The organism is Empedobacter sp. EJD.6dd, from assembly GCF_057369435.1.
In genome coordinates, this window is the sequence record NZ_CM170667.1 from 2,248,735 (window position 1) to 2,269,733 (window position 20,999).

Genomic DNA, 20,999 nt, shown 5'->3' on the forward strand with positions numbered 1-20,999 from the left:
ACTGAGATTATCCCTTTTACGATCTAAAAAACTTGAAATTTATTTTCGCATTAATTCTTCTACTACATTTTGTGTTGCTTCGAAAACTTCTTCTAAATTTTGATTCAATCCTCCGAAAGCATATTTCGCTTGTCTTGCATTATTCAACAACAATTTCCATTGCTCTACAGCAAGTACGCTTACACCATTTTCGGTTAACTTAGCTGCAATTATTTCGTCTGAAAAATTAGCTAAATCTATGTTAGTATTCTTCATTGCAACATTGCACAAAATGGTTTCTTGTAATTGATAAAAATCTTTCTGATCTTCTGCTTTTATTTTCTGTTTCAATTCTTCTAATTCAACAGAAATTTGATGTAAATTAATTGTTGGTTTTTCTACCAATGTAAATTTTTGTGTTTCCGTTTTTGGTTGAAAAGCTTCGAAATTATTTTGTTCGTTAAGTGGTTTTATTTTAGGTAAATTACTTTCTTTTTCAGAAGGATTATTTTTCTTTCTCATCAAGAATAAGCTTCCTGCACTCAACGCAATTACGCCTCCTGTTAACCATAACCAACCACTTTTTCCTTCTTTAACATCATTCTTTATCTCATCAAATTTATCCGAAAATGTAGAATCCGTAGACAAATTAGAAGCTAAACTTGTCGAAGCATTATTACTTTTAGAACCTGAAACATTAATATTAATTGAATCAGATTTTAATGTTATATATTTTTCTTTTGCAGGATCAAAATAACTAAATTCTACAGGCGAAATCGTGTATTCTCCTCCATAATTTGGAACAAGAACTGTTTGCTCTGCAACTTTACCTTTCATTCCTGTATCATACGTTTTGTAGGCATCACGTTTTTTAGGCGCAAATTTTTCCAAATTTTTTGGTGTTGTTATTTCAGGTAAATTAATGGTATTGAAATTTCCTGTTCCAACAATTTCAACATCAAAATTGATGCTTTCGTTTGTTGATACTTCTTTTTTATCAACCGAAGCATTCATTTTAAATTGCCCTACAGCGCCACTAAAATTCTTTGGTTTACCTTCTTCTGGTAATTCTTTTGCATTAATCACGACTGGATTACTGCGTACTTCTACAGGTTCTGCTCCATACGTTGTTGGCAATACGACATCTACTGAAAATGGATCAATTTCAATTTTTCCTGGTTTTTGAGGAAATACATAATAACGTGCAATTTCTTCTGAGAAATATTGTTTACCAGCAACTATTTCTTGTTTGATATTTTCGGGAGAACTTTTTACTATTTTAGGGCTTAATCCATCTAAATTTCCTTGACGAAAATTCTGTTTACGATTTAAATACGACAAATCTTTTGCATATAATTTTACCGATAAACCTACTTGTTCGTTCACATAAGGATTTGTTTTAGAAACTTTACTTTCTAAAAAAACAGGTTGCGATGTATTACTTCTAAAACTATTGTGTGTTAAACCTGTTCCTTTCACAATAACATCAACAGGCTTTGAAGTATATGTTTTTCCGTTGATAACAATTTTTGCTGCTCCAACTCTATATTTTCCTTCTTTTTCTGCTACAAAAGCTAGAACAATTCCATCTTCTATTATTCCACGTCCATTAACATAGGATACGTTTTGAGAACGTTGTTCGCCCACAATCTGTAATCCTTTATGTGGAGGATATTTCATTGCCTGATCAATCGTATAACTATCGGTGTTAGATTCGATAAAAAAGCCCACAGTAAATGCTTCTCCTAAACCGACCTGCGTTTTATCTGCATCCGATTTAAAACTAATTTGTTGTGCTAACGTTGTTATAGACACTAGGGCAAACACTAAAAAGCTATTTATAACTCTTATCGTTGTCATTACCAATCCTTAGATGTTGTTGTACGTTGTTTTTCTGCTTTTTGCTGAATAATTCTTCGTTGAGTTTTGGCTTCCTGGTTTTGTAATGCTTTTAGCAAACCATCTCCCAAATTATTCTTTGCATTATCTTGTTCTTTTCCATCTCCATTATTTCCTTGTTTTATTTCTGGAGACGAATTATTTCCTTGTCCTTTATTATTTCCATTTTCACCACCAGCTTTCGGATTACCTCCTTTATTTTGCTGTTTTTGCTGATCAGATTGTTGATTTTGTGACTGATTCTGATTTTGCTTTTGGTTATTTTGGTTTTGTTGATTCTGTTTATTTTGTTGCTGTTGTTTCTGCTGATCTTTTTGATCTTGTTTATTCTGATCTTTATTGTCTTTATTGTCTTTATTATTTTGATCTTTTTGCTTTTCACGTTCTTTCTCTAACATTTTTTTTGCTAAAGCATAATTGTAACGTGTTGCATCGTCTTTTGGATCATTTTTTAAGGCTTGTCGATAATTATCAACCGCATTTTGATAATCTTTTTCTTGCATAAACGCATTTCCTAAGTTGTGATAGGCAAGATGTTTATCATTCTTTGTTTTCGAAACTTCAGCAGAACGTTTGTAATGAGCAATGCTTTCTTTATATCGTTTTTGTTGAAATAAAGCATTTCCTAAATTGTAATTTGCTTTGATAGAAGTTGGATCTTCCATTGTAGCTTTTTTGTAGGCAACTTCTGCATTATCAAATTTTCCTTTTTGATAATACTCATTTCCTTCAATAATGTAGCTTTTCGCTTTCGATTGACTATAACCAAAAACGGATAAAAGCATTATTCCTAAAAATCCTATTTGTTTTAAAAAATACATCATTTTACCATACAAACTTACTATTTCTTTTTGTTAAAAATCTTATATTCAGATGTTAATAATTCCACAAAAAGTAAACACACCGCAACCGCTAAAAACCACTGAAAAATATGATTCATATCTCTTGTTGTAGAGTTAGCAATTTCGTTTTTATCTAATCGGGCTTTATACATTGATAATGCGGATAATGCATCTTGTGTATTATCTAAATGTATGTAAGTTCCGTTTGTATCTTGTGCTAATTCGCGTAGATTTTTATCTTCTAATTTTGTAATAACTGTAGACCCCGTTTCGTCCTTTTTATAGTCTTCGGCGTAGCCATTGTAGTACATTGGAATTGGAGCTCCTTTATCTGTTCCTACACCAACTGTTACAATATGAATTCCGTTATCTTTTGCTATTTTAGATGCTTGATTTACGGTATTTTCGTTATCTTCTCCATCAGAAATTAAAACAATTAATTTACTTGTATTTGCTGAACCTTTGAATGTTTTAGCTGCTTCTTGAATCGCATTTAAGTAATTTGTTCCTTGACTTGAAATTAACTCTGTATTAACATTTTGCAAATAACTTTCGATTGCTGCATAATCATTTGTCAATGGAGAAATTGTATAAGCGTTGGCTGCAAAAGCAACCAAAGAAGCTCTATCTCCACCCAATTGACCTAATGTTTCGGTGATTAACTTCGTTGCTTTTTCTAAACGAGAAGGTGCAACATCTTGTGCATTCATACTCGAAGAAAGGTCTAATAAGAAAACCATATCAATCCCTTCTCTTTTTACTTGTACATCGCGTTCTCCATAAAGAGGATCCATTAAGGCGATGACAATTAAAAATAATGCTACACAAAAAGCGATAATTTTAAATCCATAACGCTTAGAAGAAGTGATTGGAAAAACAAATGGAAATAAATCTTTATCTGCAAAGGTTTTCTTTATACGTTCGCGCCATTGAAATACTGTTATCGATAAAAAAATAACGATAAACAATAAAATCATCAACCAAATATTATGTAATTCTCCCCACTGCATTAGATTAATTCTTTAAAAACGGTTCTTCTTAAAATTGCTTCTAATACTAAAATGATAAATGCTGGTAATAAGAAACGTGCAAACAATTCGGTATAATTATAATATTTGACTTCGTTAATTTCTGTTTTTTCAAGTTTATCAATTTCTTGATAAATGTTTTTCAGGCTTTCATTATTCGTTGCACGGAAATATAAACCTCCCGTTTTATCTGCAATTTGTCCCAACAATTTTTCGTCAATTTGTACTGGACGCATATCAAAAACATAATCACCTAACATATCGTAACCATAAGGCATAGGCGCCATTCCATTTGTTCCAATACCAATTGTATACACTTTTATCCCTTTATCTGCTGCAATATCAGCAGCTTGAATAGGCGAAACATACATCAAATCTCCGGAAGGATTTACACTTTCAACACCATCTGTAATCAAAATCACCACTTTTGATTTTGCTTTACTATTCTTAAGATGATTAACAGCAGTTGCTAAACCTATTCCTATTGCCGTACCATCTGCCAGACTTCCTGAATGCAACATTTCAATTTCTTGTGTCAATACATCTCGGTCTGTTGTGAGTGGAACACGAGTTAAAGCTTCTCCAGAATATTCGACTAAACCAATTCGGTCTGTTTTTCTTCCAAGTGAAAAGTCTTTTGCTACATCTTTTAGAGCCGTTAAACGATCTGGTTTCAAATCACGCGCTAACATACTCAACGACGTATCTACTGTTAATAAAATATCTACACCTTCGTCAGATTTTACCTTTGTTGTAACATCTACATAACGCGGACGAGCTAATGCAACAATGCATAAAGCCATCGCAATAATTCGCATCAAAAACAGTAGTGGTTTATATGTTGCTAACGAACTTTTAGCTCCACCGAAAGCTTTGAGAGAAGGTAATTTTAAGGATGCTTTTTTCTGACTTGTTTTACGAATTTCTCTAAAAATAAAGAAAGGCAAAGCAAGTAATAAGAGTAAGATCCAAGGATTTTGAAACTCAAAATTTAGCATTCCTAATTGTTATTAAACTGTTTATATTTTTCTCCTGTCACTTGATCTTTTTGTAAATCTTCATTTTCAGGAATTTCTAAAGGTTTTACACGCTCCACAAATTCATCTATCCAATTTCTGTGTGTAGTATTTATTGGTTCATCAAACTCTTGTTTGGCGAATTTAACCAAATCAGCATCGAACAAAAATTGTTTAAATTTCTGTATATCTTCTGGTAAAATATCTTGTTTTGTTGCAATGTATTTTACTAAATCATCAGACAAAATTTCTAAAGCCGAAAAATTATATACACGCCCTAAATAACGTCTAATAATAAATGATAATTGTGTGTAATATTCTTTTTGTTCACCACGTTTCAAATATTTTTTTGCGTCCAATGCTTTCAAACTTGCCTTCGCTTCATCATAAGGCGTTTTGTATGATTTTTCGCCCGATAATTTTGATTTTGCACGAACATATAACACAACCAAAACTATTCCGATAATAAACAAAATCAACGCAATAATGCCATACAACCAATACTTATTCCAATAATCGCGCATCGAATATTGTTCTTCCATCACAGGTTTTATCGGGAAAATTTCATTCTTAGTTGTATCAACTGCAATATCTTGAATTTCAATTTCAAGTTGTTTTGTCGTTAGATCTTTTCCATTTTTTTGAATGATAAATGACGGAATATTAAATTTCCCTGCATCATATCCAGTCAATTCCAAATGTTGAACAATTTCAGATTTTCCATCTGTTTTTACTGTGTCAAGTTTTTGATCTAAAACTTCTATATGATAATTTAAAGAATCGGCAATTGTAGGAAATACCACTTTATCTCCTTCTTTGTAATCAATTTTTACTTCATATTTTATTGGCTCACCAACTTTAATTGTCGTGCGATCCAATTTTGGCGTAATTTCTTGCGCAAGTGAAAATTGAAAGATAAAAAAACTTACTAAAAGCAATAAATTCTTCATTAGGCTTTATGACTTTTAAAGTAGTTTAACAATGGGCGAACATAATCTTCGTCGGTACGAATACTAATTGCACCTGAATGATTTTTCTTGAAAATAGATTGATAACGTTGATCCAAATCGCGGTAATATTGTGCATATTGTTGACGTAATTTTTTCGAAGAAGTATCAATCAAACGGATTTCTCCTGTTTCATTATCTTGTACGTGAACCAAGCCAATATCTGGAAAAGATTGCTCTTTTTCGTCATAAATTCTAATTCCAGTCACATCATGTTTTTTTGCTACGATTCGCAACGCTTTTTCGTAATCAGAAGAATCAATAAAATCTGATAAAATAAAAACATTTGATTTTCGGCGAACCAAATTCATAAATGTTTCCAACGTCGCTGCCAAATCAGTTTTCTTGCTTTTTGGCTCATACGAAACAATTTCTCTTACCAAACGCAACACATGTTGTTTTCCTTTTTTTGGAGGAATAAATTTTTCGACTTGATCCGAATATAAAATCAAACCAACTTTATCATTATATGTAATTGCTGAAAAAGCTAATGTAGCACTCAATTCAGCAATCGTTTCCATTTTAATTTGTTTTCGTGTTCCAAAGTTTTCAGAATTCGAAACATCAACCAATAAAAACATGGTTAATTCACGTTCTTCTTCAAAAACTTTTACATAAGGTTCACTATATCGAGCAGTTTTATTCCAATCAATATTACGAACATCATCACCATATTGATAAGGACGAATTTCACTAAAAATCATACCTCTCCCTTTGAATGAACTTTGATATTCACCCATAAAAAGGTTGCTCGCTTTACGCTTGCTTTTTAGCTCAATACGTTTTACACGTTTGATGATTTCTTTTGCATCCAAAGTTTAAATGATTTTGAATAATGGTTTAAGGAACTGGAACAACATTTAGAATATTGTCGATAATTTCTTCTGGCGAAACATTTTCTGCTTCTGCTTCGTAGCTAATTCCAATGCGATGACGCAATACATCTTTTGCCATTGCACGCACGTCATCTGGAATAACATAAGCACGTTTGCGTAAAAACGCATAAACTTTTGATGCTTGTGCCAAATTGATTGATCCACGAGGAGAAGAACCAAAGGAAATCATTGGAACTAATTTTTCTAATCCAACTTTATCTGGAAAACGAGTAGCGAAAATAATATCTAAAATATATTTTTCAATTTTTTCATCCATATAAACTTGTTTCACCATTTCACGCGCATCCAACAATTCTTGAATAGAAATTACTTTTTCAATTTTTGGAAAAGATTGATTAATTGAGTTTCTCAAAATCAAACGTTCTGCCTCAAATTCTGGATATGTAATTACAGTTTTCAACATAAAACGGTCAACTTGCGCTTCTGGTAAAGGATAAGTTCCTTCTTGCTCAACTGGATTTTGAGTTGCCAAAACCAAGAAAGGTTTTTGTAACGGATATGTTTCGTCACCAATTGTTACTTGACGCTCTTGCATCGCTTCTAATAAAGCAGATTGCACTTTTGCAGGCGAACGGTTAATCTCATCAGCTAAAACGAAGTTCGCAAAAATTGGTCCTTTTTTGATTCTAAAATCGTTTTCTTTTACATTGTAAATAAGCGTCCCCACAACATCTGCAGGTAACAAATCTGGTGTAAATTGTATACGAGAAAAAGATCCATCAACAGCATCAGATAATGTTTTAATCGCTAATGTTTTTGCTAATCCAGGAACACCTTCTAATAAAACGTGTCCATTTCCAAGTAATCCGATTAATAGACTTTCAATCATTTTTTCTTGTCCAATAATCGCTTTATTGATTTCCGATGTCAACCTTGCAATGCTTTCGCTTTTTGCTTCTATTTGTTGGTTTAGTTGTTGTATATCCAAAATTTCGTTGAAATTAATGTTTATATTATTGATTCAAATTTCCTCTAAAATTAACAAATACAATTGATTTAGAAATTAAAACTTTCATACAATATTGTTAAACTTTGTTAAGACAAATGTAGTGTAGCAAACGATTTGATAAATATTTTTTAAAAATATTTTCGAATAGTTACAAACTATTTATAAACAATGTTCGTTTTCAATTAAAATTCATTTAAACCATTAAACAATAACTATTTAAAGAATATTTATATTTTTACTAAAATTTATTAAAACTATTATGAAAAACTACTTATTATTAATCATTATTGTACTTGGTTCTATAATTTATGCACAGAAAGAAAAAGTAAAATCTGGTACTGTTGACTTCTTAAAAGGTCAGTCGAAAATGAAGGTTATTTTTGACTATTCAAATCTAAAAATTAATGCAGATAGCATTACAGAAGCAGAATATGTCCAAAAAAAGATTGTTGATCTAAATAATAAAAATGCTGGAAATGGAGATATTTGGAATGATAAGTGGATTGGTGCTAAAGAGTCTATTTGGGAACCAAAATTCATGGAATTATTAACAAAATATGGTGCAAAATCTACTGGTATTTCTTTCTCTGAAAATGCTACAGACACTCCTTACACAATGATTGTTAAAGTAGATTGGATATATCCAGGATGGGATGCATTTGTAATGAAACAAGCAGCAAAAGTATCTACAACTATTTCTATTGTTGATTCTAATAATTTTGAAGATAAAAAATTTGTTGTCAATTATAAAGAAGCTCCAGGAACTCAATTTGGTAATAATTATAGTGATGAATCGAGAATTGGAGAAGGATTTGCAAAAACAGCTAAAACTTTTTCTAAAATGTTAGAGAAAAAAATAAAATAATAGTATTCAGCATTTAATTAATCCACTCAAAATGAGTGGATTTTTTTATTCATTTTTGTTAAAATAATTTTGAATTCTGTTATTTAACCGACGTTTTAAATGACTTTACCTCAATATTTTTGCTTCAGTTTTTTTGTGTTGCAACTTTGTACAAGCAAAATGAAAGAACATATTAATTCTAACATTTTAAGTTGTAAACAAAACACAGATTATTATGAAAAAAGTATTTTTATTAGCAAGTATGATGATGGTTATGGCAGTTTCTGCACAACAACGACCACAATCACAAAAAAACAGTGACAAAAAAGAACAAAGACAACGTCCTTCTGTCGATAATCAATTAAAAGAATTTGAACAATATAATTTAACATCAACACAAAAGAAGAAAGTAAAGTCGTTGTTAGAAAGTAGAAATTCTCAAATAAAAAAATCATTTGAAAAAGGTAAAAAACAACAAAATGGAATGAATGATTTTGATACTAAGTTAGAGAAAATTTTAGATAAAAATCAATACAAAAAATATAAACAAAATAGAACAGAACACGCAAGATCAAAAGATTATAGTATGCGTGGTAAAAATTATTTAAACGATCAAAGACGTTCTAAAAAATCTGCATAAGCAGTCTATAAATCATGTTAACCGACAAAATTTACTGGTTAACCTTTATTTATTGAAAAAGTGAAAATTAAATTACATTTTTACTTCGAATTTTAAAGTTATTCATTGTAGCACAAGTTACAGTAATTCATAAATAAGTTTTTTTAAAAGTAGTTTTTAAAATTCATTTTCATTCAATTATCAAGTGAAAAGCGAGCCAATTGGCTCGCTTTTCCATTTTATTCTTCTGGCATTGCTTGCCATTTTTTATATAAATTAATAATAAAATAAAAACTAATAATAAATAATAGTGGATTGATGTAAAGGAAAACTTCTGCAAATTGTTGTAACATCAACAGTTCTTTGTTTGTTTCTCTCAACTCATAAATTCCAATTCCCGAATTAGAATCGTATAACATTTCTGCTCGCAAATCTGTATAAAAACTAAGCATCATCATTCCAATAAAAATATTAGTCGCAACAAACCAATTTAGATTAACTCCTGTTATAACTTTATATTTTTTGGAACGTAATCCAAGTAGTGTAATTACAAAAAAAGCAATGTAAAATAGTAATAATATAATGTAAGGCGTAAATTTTGTATAACCGAAACCTGCATCAATAGAAATACCGAAAACGCTTCCTAAAATTCCTAAAATTCCAGATCCAATCAAAGAAATTAACCAAACTTTGAATGAACTAAATCTGAATGTAATGACAAGAACTGTAAAAATTAACGCAACAAGTAAATAGTATTGAATTTGATCTAACCAAGTCGATTGATATTTCGCAAACTCAATATTTTCATACACGCTGTTCAAACTATTTTGGTTGATATAATCGTTCTGAATTTTATTAGATGTTTGAAAAACATCAATATAATTAAGTTTATGATCAATAAAATAATACGGATATTGAGGCAAATAATCGATCCAATTTTTATGTTTGAACTGATAACCTATTTCTTGTTTTTTCAGTAAATCGGTATAATTATTCAATAAATTTTCTATCGCTTTTCGATCATTTTTCTGCAATAAAGCAATCCATTGCTCATCGTAAAATTGATGATTTTTAGTAGAATCTTTCAGATTCTCAAATGCCATAAAACTATAATTATATAAACTCGCTAAGTTGTAATAAACATCTGGTTTTCCTGAAGCATTAACAGGATTTGCATATGAAACAGAATCTAAACCGATGGAATAAGCCGAATCAACGGCCATCTCTGCTGGATAAGCGATTTCATCTACAGATTCATTAGTAGATTTTATACTATTTTTTAAAGGTTGGTAGGTTTCACTAAAAATAATCTTTGAATAACTAAATCGTTCTGGAAAATAATCTCTTAATAAAGTTTCAAATTCAGGATTTCTGAAATAAGGTTCTAAAATAGAATCATATGAATACATAGGATTTTCTCTTAAATACTCCTTTTTATTAATTTCATATAACTCTTTTGTTTCTTTTTCCGAAACCAACGAATCAAAAGCTGGAACAGGTAAATTTCTCGAATAATTATCATAACCAAAAGTTGGTTGTAAGGTAAAACCTTGTGTTCGGTTAATAATGTCAATATCTTTCAAATATTGTTCTTCAGACATATAATTTGAAACTCTTAATTTCAAGCCTGTCTTAAAAGAATTTGATGCATACATCATCAAAAAGAAAATGAAAAAAACTGCTAAAAATTCTTTGAACAGATAATTTCTTGAAGTTGGATAATTAGATTTGAAACGATTATTTTTAATATAAAAATACAACCAAATTACAGTAATAATTACTCCAATTAACACATAATAAATAAAGATACCTGAATTGGAAAATACTTCGAAAAGTCCACTTTCTTGTAGTTGAGATTTTTTATTAAAAAACAAAAAACCATTGATAAACGCAATAAAATTGAAGATCAAAACCGTTAGTAAAATCCAAATAAATTTCAGATTCCAAATCAGTGGATATTTTGTAATTAAAGTTTGATTTATTTTTTTGAACATAGTGAGTTGGTTTTAATTGACAAAAAAGCGACGACTTGATTTCGAAATATCTCGAATGTATTTTACTTTCAATGCTGATTTTCCTATTTCGGTAAGAATAATATTCATTGAAATATGTTCATCAAAATAGGCGATATAAGAACCTCCATTAAATTTGATTTGCTTAATTTCAATACTCGATAAAGCTGTTAATAACTCTTCTTTAGTATTCTCAATATCGATTTCAACAATGGTAAAATCTCCTTCTAAATCATTTTTATCTCCCTGTACCTTAAGCTTTCCTTGTTCTAAAAAGAGAACTTCTGTTGATACTTTTTCAACTTCATACAATTGTTGAGAACTCAAAATAACTCCAAAAGGATTTCGAATCGACTGCGATAAATATTTCAAATCTTCGAGAATAATTTGCTGCGCCAAAATGTCCAAATTCGCTAAAGGTTCATCTAACAATAAAACTTTTGGACGGCGTAATAACGTTCGCGCCAATTCGAATCGCATTTTATAACCAGAGGACAATTGTCGCCATTGCAAATCTTTATATGGCCAAAGTCCTAAACGTGCTAGCATCACATTTGCTAACAACCAATTTTCTTCGCTGTAAATATTATAACATGTTAATGTAAATTGTAAGTTTTCCATCAAGGAACCATACAAAACTTCGATTCGCTGCGGAACATAAACCAATTTTGTTTTCAACTCGAAACTAAAAGGTTTTGCAGAGGAAAAATGATAATTAATTTCACCTGAAGTTGGTTTTAATTCACCACAAATCAAACGCAATAAAGTCGTTTTTCCATTTCCATTTTCACCAACCAAACCAACAACTTCTCTCGATTTGAGATCGAATGTTATAGGATGAAGTTTAAAATTTCGACGATGATAAGCTTTTTCAACATTGTTTGTTGATATCAAAGTTTCCTCTTCTTGAAAGGGTGGAGCGGTAGTCTTTTTTAGCTTTTCAACAAATTGTAAAGCTTGAGATGTTTTATAATCATTTGTAGATTTTTCGTTGTAATAGGTATCTGAATACGAAATAATCTCTTTGTAAAAATCTTTCTCACCCAAATCTAAAACACAATCAATTAATCGTCGATAACCTAAATCGAGATCATTATTTTGCAAATGATTTTCTACTTCGTTTAGCCGTTGGTTAAATTCATTCATAAACTGATAATTAGTCAATTACGAATATAACAATGCTTTTTGTTTAATAAAATAGCTATTTGTAGTTAAATTTCAGTTTCAACATTTTTTGATAAACTATCTTAATTACTTTTTAATTTATTGTTTATCAATTATTTATAATTAACAATTTTTAATATAATTGAATCAAATCAATATAAATAAAGACTTATTCACAACTTTTAATAAACTAGGTTTATAACATTTTAATTCACTTCAAATCAGTCATTTACTATGAACAATTCAAAATATTTAATCATATATAAACAATATCTTAATAACTCAGTTAAAAACATATTAAGTTACTATATAACAGGAAATTACTATTAACAATTTCATCCCACAAAATGTATTAATTGATAAGCTGAAATAAATTCGTTTTATCAATTAGTTACAAAAAAAGTCGAGCAAAAGCCCGACTTAAATTTTTACTATTTAAAGTATTTTTTTCCTTTTTATTTTAAAATTGCAGCAACTCCAGGTAATTCTTTACCTTCTAGAGATTCTAACATTGCTCCACCTCCTGTAGAAACGTAGCTTACTTTGTCATCGTAACCAAATTGTTTTACGAATGCAACAGAATCTCCACCACCAACTAACGAAAAAGCTCCGTTTGCTGTAGCTTCAGCAATTGCATCTCCTAAAGCGATCGTACCTTTTGCAAAATTTGACATTTCAAAAACTCCTAAAGGACCATTCCAAAGAATCGTTTTCGAATTGTTGATGACGTTTGCAAAAACTTTTGACGATTCTACTCCAACATCCATCCCCATCCAACCATCTGGAATTTCGTTTGAAGGAACTGTTTGTGAATTTGCATCGTTACTAAAATTATCAGCGATAACATTATCAACTGGTAAATAAACTTTTACATTATGTTTTTCACATTCTGCTAAAATTTCTTTTGCCAAATCTAATTTATCATCTTCAACCAAAGAATTTCCAATTTTACCTCCGTTAGCTTTTACGAAAGTATATGTCATTCCTCCACCAATAATCAAGTTATCAATAACTGGTAAAATATTGTTGATAATCGTAATTTTAGAAGATACTTTTGCTCCTCCAAGTACTGCTGTTACAGGTTTTTCACCATCAGCTAACACTTTGTTAATAGCAGTTAATTCTTGTTCCATTAACAAACCAAAACACTTATTTTCTGGAAAAAATTCTGCTATAATTGCTGTAGAAGAATGAGCTCTATGAGCAGTTCCAAATGCATCATTTACATAAATATCTCCAAATTGAGCTAATTCTTTTGCAAAGTCTTTATCACCAGCTTCTTCTTCATTATGGAAACGAACATTTTCTAATAATAAAACTTGGCGCGGTTTTAGATTAGCTACTTTTTGTTTCGCATCATCGCCAATAACATCATTTGCAACGATTACATCAACGCCAAGAATTTCTGAAACTTTTGATGCAATATGTTTTAATGAATATTTATCATTGAATTCGCCTTTAGGACGTCCCAAATGACTCATTAACACAACAGCTCCATCATCTTTCAATACTTTGTCGATCGTTGGTTTAGCAGCTCTAATTCTTGTGTCATCAGTTACATTTAAATTTTCGTCTTGCGGAACATTGAAGTCAACACGAATCAATGCTTTTTTATTTTCGAAATTGTAGTCGTTGATTGTTTTCATATTTTGATTTGAAATTTTGAATTACACAAAAGTAATCAAAGTTTCATTTTCGAACTTAAAATCATTCAACACAATTTTCAACTATTAACAATTCATAAATATTATAATAGATTAATAAATTTTTAAATTTTAAAAAAAGAAAAAAATGTTACTATTATTAGCACTGTTAATATGTGGATAACTAAAGTGAGATAAATTTTATTTAATAGCAATTAACAAGCTATTATTCGTAATTTTGTTTTGTAATGAAAGAGTTAGATAAGCTATTAACAAATTATCATTTTAGTTGATAAACAGCTTTTGTTAAAAAGAAGTTTTGTGAAAACTATTCATAACGGTGTGTAAATCTTTCATGCCAAAATGAAAACTTTTACTTGACTTGTATTGATTTATTTCTAATTGGATTTTTGAATCAGATTTCCAAATTTTTCCTTCGAAAAGTTATTAGATTTATTCAGTAAACTTTTAACAAGTTGTTACTTTAACTTAACGTTTGATTTACAATTATTTAAACAAAAAAACAAAAAACACCTGTTAATTAAATGAAAATTGCAATCGGAGCGGACCATGCTGGGTTCGATTATAAGGAGAAATTAATAACCTTTTTAACAAGTCAAGGATTTGAAGTTGAAGACTTTGGAGCGTTCTCAACAGCAAGTGTTGATTACCCTGATTTTGCGCATCCAACAGCACAAGCTGTAGAAGATGGTAAAGCAGATTTCGGAATCTTGATTTGTGGAAGCGCACAAGGCGTTACAATGACAGCAAATAAACACCAAGGAATTCGTGCTGCACTATGTTGGATGACTGATATTGCGCGTTTGGCTCGTCAACATAACAATGCAAATGTATTAACATTACCTGCACGTTTTATTGCGTATGAATATGCAGAAGAAATTGTAAACGCATTTTTATCGACTCCTTTCGAAGGTGGTCGTCACCAAGGACGTGTAGATAAAATTGCTTGTTCGTATAACGGATAATTTTATACATATATAAAAGACATAAAATCGGTCAATTCGTATGAATTGATCGATTTTTATTTTAAATAATAAACTTAAATATGTATTTGAGTTTAAATAATTAATTATAAATAGAGTATATAGTTTAAAATTAATTATTTTTTAAACCAATTATAGTCAATAGTTAACTTTATTGTTTTTATCATTCTAATTTTACATCCAGAAATTAATGAAGCAATTATTTAAAGATTAAAAGAATGAGCAGAGCATTATTACTTAGAGAACAAGCAATATCTTTCGTAAAAGAAGAATTCTCTAAAGGATTACAACAACAATTAAACATTATTCCTGTATCAGGACCATTAGTAGTTTTGGATGGAACAGGTATTAATGATGATTTGAATAGTATAGAAAGACCTGTAAAATTTCCGATTAAATCTTTGAATGATAAAAATGCTGTAGTCGTACACTCTTTAGCAAAATGGAAACGTATTCGTTTAAAAGAATTAGAAATAGAACCAGGTGAAGGAATTATTACTGATATGCGAGCATTACGTCCTGACGAAGATTATTCGCCAATTCATTCTATTTATGTGGATCAGTGGGATTGGGAAAAAGTAATTGTTCCTGAAGATCGTCAACTTGCTTATCTTTTCCAAACGGTTGAATCTATTTATAAAGTCATCAAACAAACTGAAGAAAGTGTAGAAGCTAAATATCCTCGATTAAAATCGGTTTTACCTGATAAAATTACGTTTATTTCTTCTGAAGATTTACTACAAAAATACCCAACATTTACTCCAAAACAGCGAGAGAACGCAATTTGTAAAGAATTTGGAGCGGTGTTTATTTATGGGATTGGAGGTGTATTGAGTAACGGAGAATTGCACGATGCGCGTGCTGCAGATTACGATGATTGGAGTACAGAAAACAGCCAAGGATTTAAAGGTTTGAACGGTGATATTTTAGTTTGGAACCCTGTTTTAGAATCTGCTTTCGAATTATCTTCGATGGGAATCCGCGTTGATAAAAAAGCATTGACTAAACAACTAGAGATTAGAAACTCTTCAGATCGTAAAAACTTATTATTCCATTCAATGTTACTAGATGATAAGTTAACAGAATCGATTGGAGGGGGTATTGGACAATCTCGTATGTGTATGTTTATGTTGAAATCTCGACATATCGGGGAAGTACAAGCAAGTATTTGGGACGGAAAAGTAAAAGAAAAATTGAAAGAAGAAAGCATCGAATTATTATAAGTTTAAAAAGCAGTTTCCTTAAAAGAAACTGCTTTTTTTGTGTCTTATTTCAAAATAAACAATGTTTATAAGTGTTAATAATAGATATTAATTTATTTTAATTCAGCATTTTAATAAATTTAAAGATTGTTCATTAAGAAATACGTTCGTTTTTCTTTGCAATAAAACTATCAAAAATTTTTGGCTCAATTTTCGCAATAACTCAAAACGTTACAAGTAATCTTATCCTTAATGTAACATAGAATTAGTTGTAAATTGTTATTTTAGAGAAGGATATATTACCTTTGCAGTGGTTATGTTGTTTATTAACATCTTATTAAAAGTTATCAAAAATTAATTGATAATCAATAAATTGAGATGTTTATTTATTAACTATTTATAAAAAGAGTTTCTAAAATAGAAAAAGAAATTCGAGAGAAAACAAATTATGCCAAGAAAAAATTTTAAAAATACAAAGGCGAAAAAAGACAAAAACATAACAAAGTTTACCAAGTCTATTATCGAAGTTTTATTTCAAAATCCAAATAAACCTTTAAACTATAAACAAATTGCAGCAGCATTAAACTTAACTAATAGAATCGATGTTGAATTATTAATTAAGAATATTAATGTTTTATTAGCTGATAAAAAGATTTCTGAAGTAGAAAGAGGAAAATACAAAATCAATGCGACGAATGATTATATGGTTGGGATTGCGGATTTGACTTCTTCGGGAAGTGCCTATATTATCATTGATGGATTAGAACAAGATATTTTTGTACAAAAAGGAAAAACGAGAAATGCTTTAATGGGCGATACAGTTCGTGTCTATGTTTATCCAAAAAAGAACAAAAATTCGTCACGTGTAGAAGGTGAGATCGTTGAAATTGTAGAACGAAATAAAACAGAATTTACAGGAATTTTCGAATTAGGAAAGAATGGAAATTTTGGTTTTGTTACCATGCAAAATGGAAATCACGATTTTTTTATTCCAAAAGAACGTATCAATGGTGCGCAACCAGGAGAAAAAGTTGTAGTTCGATTAACAAATTGGCCAGAAGGTTCTAATTCTCCATTTGGTGAAGTGACTCAAGTTTTAGGAAATCCGGATGACACAGATGTAGAAATTCATGCAATTTTATTAGAATACGATTTGCCAGCTCAATTTCCAGAAGATGTAGAAGAAGAAGCAAATCAGTTGGATACTTCGATAGATGAAGCCGAAGCTGCTCGTCGTCGAGACATGCGAAATGTAACAACGTTCACAATCGATCCAAAAGATGCGAAGGACTTTGATGATGCTTTATCGATTCGAAAATTAGAAAATGGTAATTGGGAAATAGGTGTTCACATTGCTGATGTTACGCATTATGTTCGTCCAGGTTCGTTAATCGAGCAAGAAGCATACAAGCGCGCAACTTCTGTTTATTTAGTAGATAGAGTAGTGCCAATGTTGCCAGAAGTTTTATCGAATGTTGCATGTTCTTTGCGTCCTAATGAAGATAAATATACATTTTCGGGCGTGTTCGAAATGGATGATAATGCAAAGATTGTAAAAACATGGTTTGGTCGTACTGTAACGCATTCGGACAGACGTTTTACATACGAGGAAGCGCAAGAAATTATCGAAGGAAAAGATGGCGATTTTAAAGATGAAATCTTGACTTTAGATCGTTTAGCCAAAACAATGCGTGGAAAGCGTATGAAGTATGGAGCGGTTAATTTTGATAAAGTCGAAGTAAAATTCGATTTAGATCAAGCGCATAATCCACAAGGAATATTCTTCAAAATTTCGAAAGATTCGAATAAATTGATTGAAGAATTTATGTTGTTATGTAACCGAAAAGTTTCAGAATTTATCAGTTTAGATAAAAATGGAAAAGAGAATGCAAACACATATATTTACCGTGTTCACGATGATCCTAATCCAGATAAATTATTAGATTTAAAGAATTTTATCCGTCAGTTTGGTTATGAACTAGAGATTGGAGATCGTAAAACTACTATTAATTCGATGAATAAATTGTTAGCAGAAGTAAAAGGTAAGCCTGAAGAAAATATGGTGGAAACTTTGTCAATGCGAACAATGGCAAAAGCAAAATATACAACAGAAAATATTGGGCATTATGGTTTGGCTTTCGATTATTACACACATTTTACGTCACCAATTCGTCGTTATCCAGATATGATGGCTCACCGTTTATTACAAGATTATTTAGATGGTAAAAAATCGCCAACAGCAGCTGTTTATGAAGACAAAGCAAAACATTGTTCTTCTCGCGAAAAAATTGCTGCCGAAGCAGAACGCGAGTCAATCAAATACATGCAAGTAAAATACATGGAGCAGTTTGTAGGACAAACATTTGATGCGTTTATTACAGGTGTTCAAGATTATGGAATTTTTGTGGAAATTCCAGAAACTCGTTGCGAAGGTTTGATACGTTCTCGCGCAATGAAAGGAGATCATTTTGTGTTCGACGAAAAAAATCATGCTTTAGTTGGAAAACGTACTGGTGTTAAATATCAATTAGGAAGCCCAGTTAGAATCAAAGTTTTAGGTGCTGATTTAATCAAGAAGCAATTAGATTTTGAATTAGTTGATGCTTAAGTTTCATAATTTAAACTTATCTTGCAGACCTTAATTAAGTTATGGAAATAATATTTTCGGCCATACTAATAGGTTTTTTATTAAGTACAATTCTTATCGGACCTGTATTTTTCTTGCTTATTGAAACAAGTCTACGAAGAAGTTGGAAAACCGCTGTAGTATTAGATTTAGGAGTTATTGCTGCTGATATTTTATGTATTGCTGCTGCCTATTTTGGAAGCAAAGATTTTACAGATTATGTGACCAATCATCCCAAATTTTACCGCATTTATATCATTGCAGGTTTCTTTGTTTTGATTTATGGAATTTTTATGTATTTTTCTAAACCAAAGCTGCATATAGAGGGCGAAGCAGGATTTGTGAGTAACAATTATTTGAGAACTTTTATCAATGGATTTATCATGAATTTATTGAATATTGGTGTCATTGTTTTTTGGTTTGTAATTGTATCTTCAATTATGATTCAATATCCAAATCCAAGCGATTTTATGCTCTATATGGGAGTTGTTTTGACAACTTACTTTGTAATCGATTTGGGTAAGATATTTTTGGCAGGGAAGCTACAGAAACGTTTTACAGATCAAAAAGTATTTATGGTGCGAAAAGGAGTTGGAATTTGTCTTTTAGTCTTTGGATTAATTATTATTCTCAAAGGCTTCGGCTTTTTTAAAGAAATCGATCAAAAGATAGAACATCAATTAATCAATCAAGAACAAACAAGTTAAAATATAAACACCCATCAAATTTTTGATGGGTGTTTTTAATTATTAATTTCTCGTTAATATCAGCTGAGATCCATCAACATATGATTGATCTAATATTAATGTCGATTTAGAGTAAGTTGACATCCATTTCAAATTATCAATCTCTATATTATCACTATTATAGTTAAATTTATAATCTCCATTATTATATCCCAGTGTTTCTGAATTAGCACCTGAAATAACTAAAGTATTATCACTTTTAAAGTTATACACAATATTTTGTTGATCGTAATTAACTGTTTTTAAAGTTATTTCTCCAGTTTGAGAAGTAACATAAATTTAACCTTGTGATAATTTCCAATTACCAATTATTGGTGATTTATTTTCCGATTCATCATCATTACATGAAGAAAAAACTGAAAATATGATTAATGTAAGATAGAATAGTTTTTTCATAATTAATTTTGATTAGTTTAATCATTTATTTAGAATAATACATCCATAAATTACCTCAAAAGTGACTTCCCCGAATTCTTATAATTCCATGATTTTAGCTTTAATAAATCAGCAATTGTTGAAGCAATTTGATCAGTATATGTTTGATTTTGGTTGAATTTTTTAGGGTTAATTCCATTCCCTATCATCAAAATAAAACCTTCGTCTGATCCTGGAATTTCATCATAATGCTCAGACCATTGTCTTCCATTTCCGCGTCCATGATCTGTTGTTACAATAATCGTTGTTTGATCTTTGTAAAAAGGATCACTCTGTACATAATTCCATAACTCTTCAATCATTCTATCATTGCGATTAATCGAATTTATATATTGATCATAATCTTCTATATGTCCGTAATCATCGGCTTCTCCATAGCCAATAAAAAGTAATTTTGGCTTTTGATGTTTCATGGCTTCTAATGCAAATTCATGTGTAAAAATATCAAATCTTGTTCCCCACCATTGTCGTGGCGTTTCCAATTGAAAACGTTCTGTAAGAATTTCTCGTTCAGATTTATTTTTATTAAAACTATCTTGATAACCAGCGTTTACCAACAGTTTAGAGCGTTCTTGGTTGAAGATATAAGGATACATCATCCAGCTTCCGAAAATCATAACTTTATCTGTTAATTTCTTTTGTTGATTAGCAATTTCGAAAACCGAAACATTTGGATTTTGAATTGCTTTATTATTTACAATTCGCTCATCATCTGCTTTTCCTGTAATTATTTCATTGTATCCAGGATAAGACCATAATCTTTTGTTTTTTAAATTTACAAAGTTTTGTTGGTCTCTATTTCCTAAAATAACACCATCTTCTCTGATTGTTTTCCATGTAAAAGGCATTAATAATTCTCGACGTTTTAGTGAATCTTCCGCCCAGTATTTATCATTGGTTTGTACAATTAGTGAATTATATTTTTTATCGTTTAAGATTGATTTTTCTACTCCTCGAAAAACTTCTTTCCAACGAACACCATCTAGTGTAATTAAAATTACTTTTGGTTCTTGTGCAAAAAGAAAATTGGAGAATAAGGCAAGAATAAGAAATGTATATTTCATGTGATTTTAATTTCTTATAAAAAT

The 20,999-nt window shown here is 30.3% G+C and carries 17 protein-coding genes; 6 read left to right on the forward strand and 11 right to left on the reverse strand.

Translation table 11 applies throughout. The features are described 5' to 3' along the window. Window positions 1–39 precede the first annotated feature (39 nt). Genes AC2I98_RS10660 through AC2I98_RS10690 form a run of 7 tightly spaced genes read right to left on the reverse strand, consistent with a single transcriptional unit; the run spans window position 40 to window position 7,613 of the window. Window positions 40–1,794 (reverse strand): BatD family protein, encoded by a 1,755-nt coding sequence (locus tag AC2I98_RS10660; protein WP_486411663.1) that lies wholly within the window; start codon window positions 1,792–1,794, stop codon window positions 40–42. A gap of 44 nt (window positions 1,795–1,838) precedes the next feature. Beyond that, window positions 1,839–2,702 carry a tetratricopeptide repeat protein gene (locus AC2I98_RS10665; protein ID WP_486411664.1) on the reverse strand — a complete coding sequence of 288 codons (864 nt, stop codon included), beginning with the start codon at window positions 2,700–2,702 and terminating at the stop codon, window positions 1,839–1,841. Window positions 2,703–2,719: 17 nt separating this feature from the next. Beyond that, the gene (locus AC2I98_RS10670; protein ID WP_486411665.1) at window positions 2,720–3,730 is read right to left on the reverse strand and encodes a vWA domain-containing protein; all 1,011 of its coding nucleotides are present in this window, start codon (window positions 3,728–3,730) and stop codon (window positions 2,720–2,722) included. Next, entirely contained in the window at window positions 3,730–4,746 is a 1,017-nt protein-coding gene (locus AC2I98_RS10675) for a vWA domain-containing protein (protein ID WP_486411666.1), read from the reverse strand. Before AC2I98_RS10675 ends, AC2I98_RS10670 begins: the two co-directional genes overlap by 1 nt. A gap of 2 nt (window positions 4,747–4,748) precedes the next feature. Next, window positions 4,749–5,714, reverse strand: coding sequence for a BatD family protein (locus tag AC2I98_RS10680; RefSeq protein ID WP_486411667.1), 966 nt, complete (start codon window positions 5,712–5,714; stop codon window positions 4,749–4,751). After that, window positions 5,714–6,586, reverse strand: a complete 873-nt coding sequence (locus tag AC2I98_RS10685) for a DUF58 domain-containing protein (RefSeq protein WP_486411668.1) — start codon at window positions 6,584–6,586, stop codon at window positions 5,714–5,716. Before AC2I98_RS10685 ends, AC2I98_RS10680 begins: the two co-directional genes overlap by 1 nt. A gap of 25 nt (window positions 6,587–6,611) precedes the next feature. Next, window positions 6,612–7,613 carry an AAA family ATPase gene (locus AC2I98_RS10690; RefSeq protein WP_486414072.1) on the reverse strand — a complete coding sequence of 334 codons (1,002 nt, stop codon included), beginning with the start codon at window positions 7,611–7,613 and terminating at the stop codon, window positions 6,612–6,614. Between the two features lie 262 nt (window positions 7,614–7,875). Between AC2I98_RS10690 and AC2I98_RS10695 the strand changes: the two genes are divergently transcribed. Beyond that, entirely contained in the window at window positions 7,876–8,481 is a 606-nt protein-coding gene (locus AC2I98_RS10695) for a hypothetical protein (protein WP_486411669.1), read from the forward strand. 214 nt (window positions 8,482–8,695) lie between these two features. Next, a complete protein-coding gene (locus tag AC2I98_RS10700) occupies window positions 8,696–9,100 on the forward strand; it encodes a hypothetical protein (protein ID WP_486411670.1) in 405 nt (134 codons plus the stop codon). 218 nt (window positions 9,101–9,318) lie between these two features. Here the strand turns inward: AC2I98_RS10700 and AC2I98_RS10705 are convergent, their stop codons facing one another. From AC2I98_RS10705 to AC2I98_RS10715, 3 genes are all read right to left on the reverse strand, one after another. Continuing rightward, window positions 9,319–11,073, reverse strand: a complete 1,755-nt coding sequence (locus tag AC2I98_RS10705) for a hypothetical protein (RefSeq protein WP_486411671.1) — start codon at window positions 11,071–11,073, stop codon at window positions 9,319–9,321. Between the two features lie 12 nt (window positions 11,074–11,085). Further along, entirely contained in the window at window positions 11,086–12,237 is a 1,152-nt protein-coding gene (locus AC2I98_RS10710) for an ABC transporter ATP-binding protein (protein WP_486411672.1), read from the reverse strand. 473 nt (window positions 12,238–12,710) lie between these two features. Continuing rightward, the gene (locus AC2I98_RS10715) at window positions 12,711–13,901 is read right to left on the reverse strand and encodes a phosphoglycerate kinase (protein ID WP_486411673.1); all 1,191 of its coding nucleotides are present in this window, start codon (window positions 13,899–13,901) and stop codon (window positions 12,711–12,713) included. A 542-nt stretch (window positions 13,902–14,443) separates the two neighbouring features. On the opposite strand from AC2I98_RS10715, the gene rpiB reads away from it, so the two are divergent. From rpiB to AC2I98_RS10735, 4 genes are all read left to right on the forward strand, one after another. Next, on the forward strand, window positions 14,444–14,884 hold the full coding sequence (rpiB, locus tag AC2I98_RS10720; protein WP_486411674.1) for a ribose 5-phosphate isomerase B: 441 nt from the start codon (window positions 14,444–14,446) through the stop codon (window positions 14,882–14,884). 236 nt (window positions 14,885–15,120) lie between these two features. Continuing rightward, entirely contained in the window at window positions 15,121–16,125 is a 1,005-nt protein-coding gene (gene asnA, locus AC2I98_RS10725) for an aspartate--ammonia ligase (RefSeq protein WP_486411675.1), read from the forward strand. 427 nt (window positions 16,126–16,552) lie between these two features. Beyond that, window positions 16,553–18,712, forward strand: coding sequence for a ribonuclease R (rnr, locus tag AC2I98_RS10730; protein ID WP_486411676.1), 2,160 nt, complete (start codon window positions 16,553–16,555; stop codon window positions 18,710–18,712). Window positions 18,713–18,753: 41 nt separating this feature from the next. Then, a complete protein-coding gene (locus AC2I98_RS10735; protein ID WP_486411677.1) occupies window positions 18,754–19,437 on the forward strand; it encodes a LysE family translocator in 684 nt (227 codons plus the stop codon). Window positions 19,438–19,922: 485 nt separating this feature from the next. On the opposite strand, the gene AC2I98_RS10740 is transcribed toward AC2I98_RS10735, so the two are convergent. Continuing rightward, entirely contained in the window at window positions 19,923–20,975 is a 1,053-nt protein-coding gene (locus AC2I98_RS10740; protein WP_486411678.1) for an alkaline phosphatase family protein, read from the reverse strand. Between the last annotated feature and the right edge of the window lie 24 nt (window positions 20,976–20,999).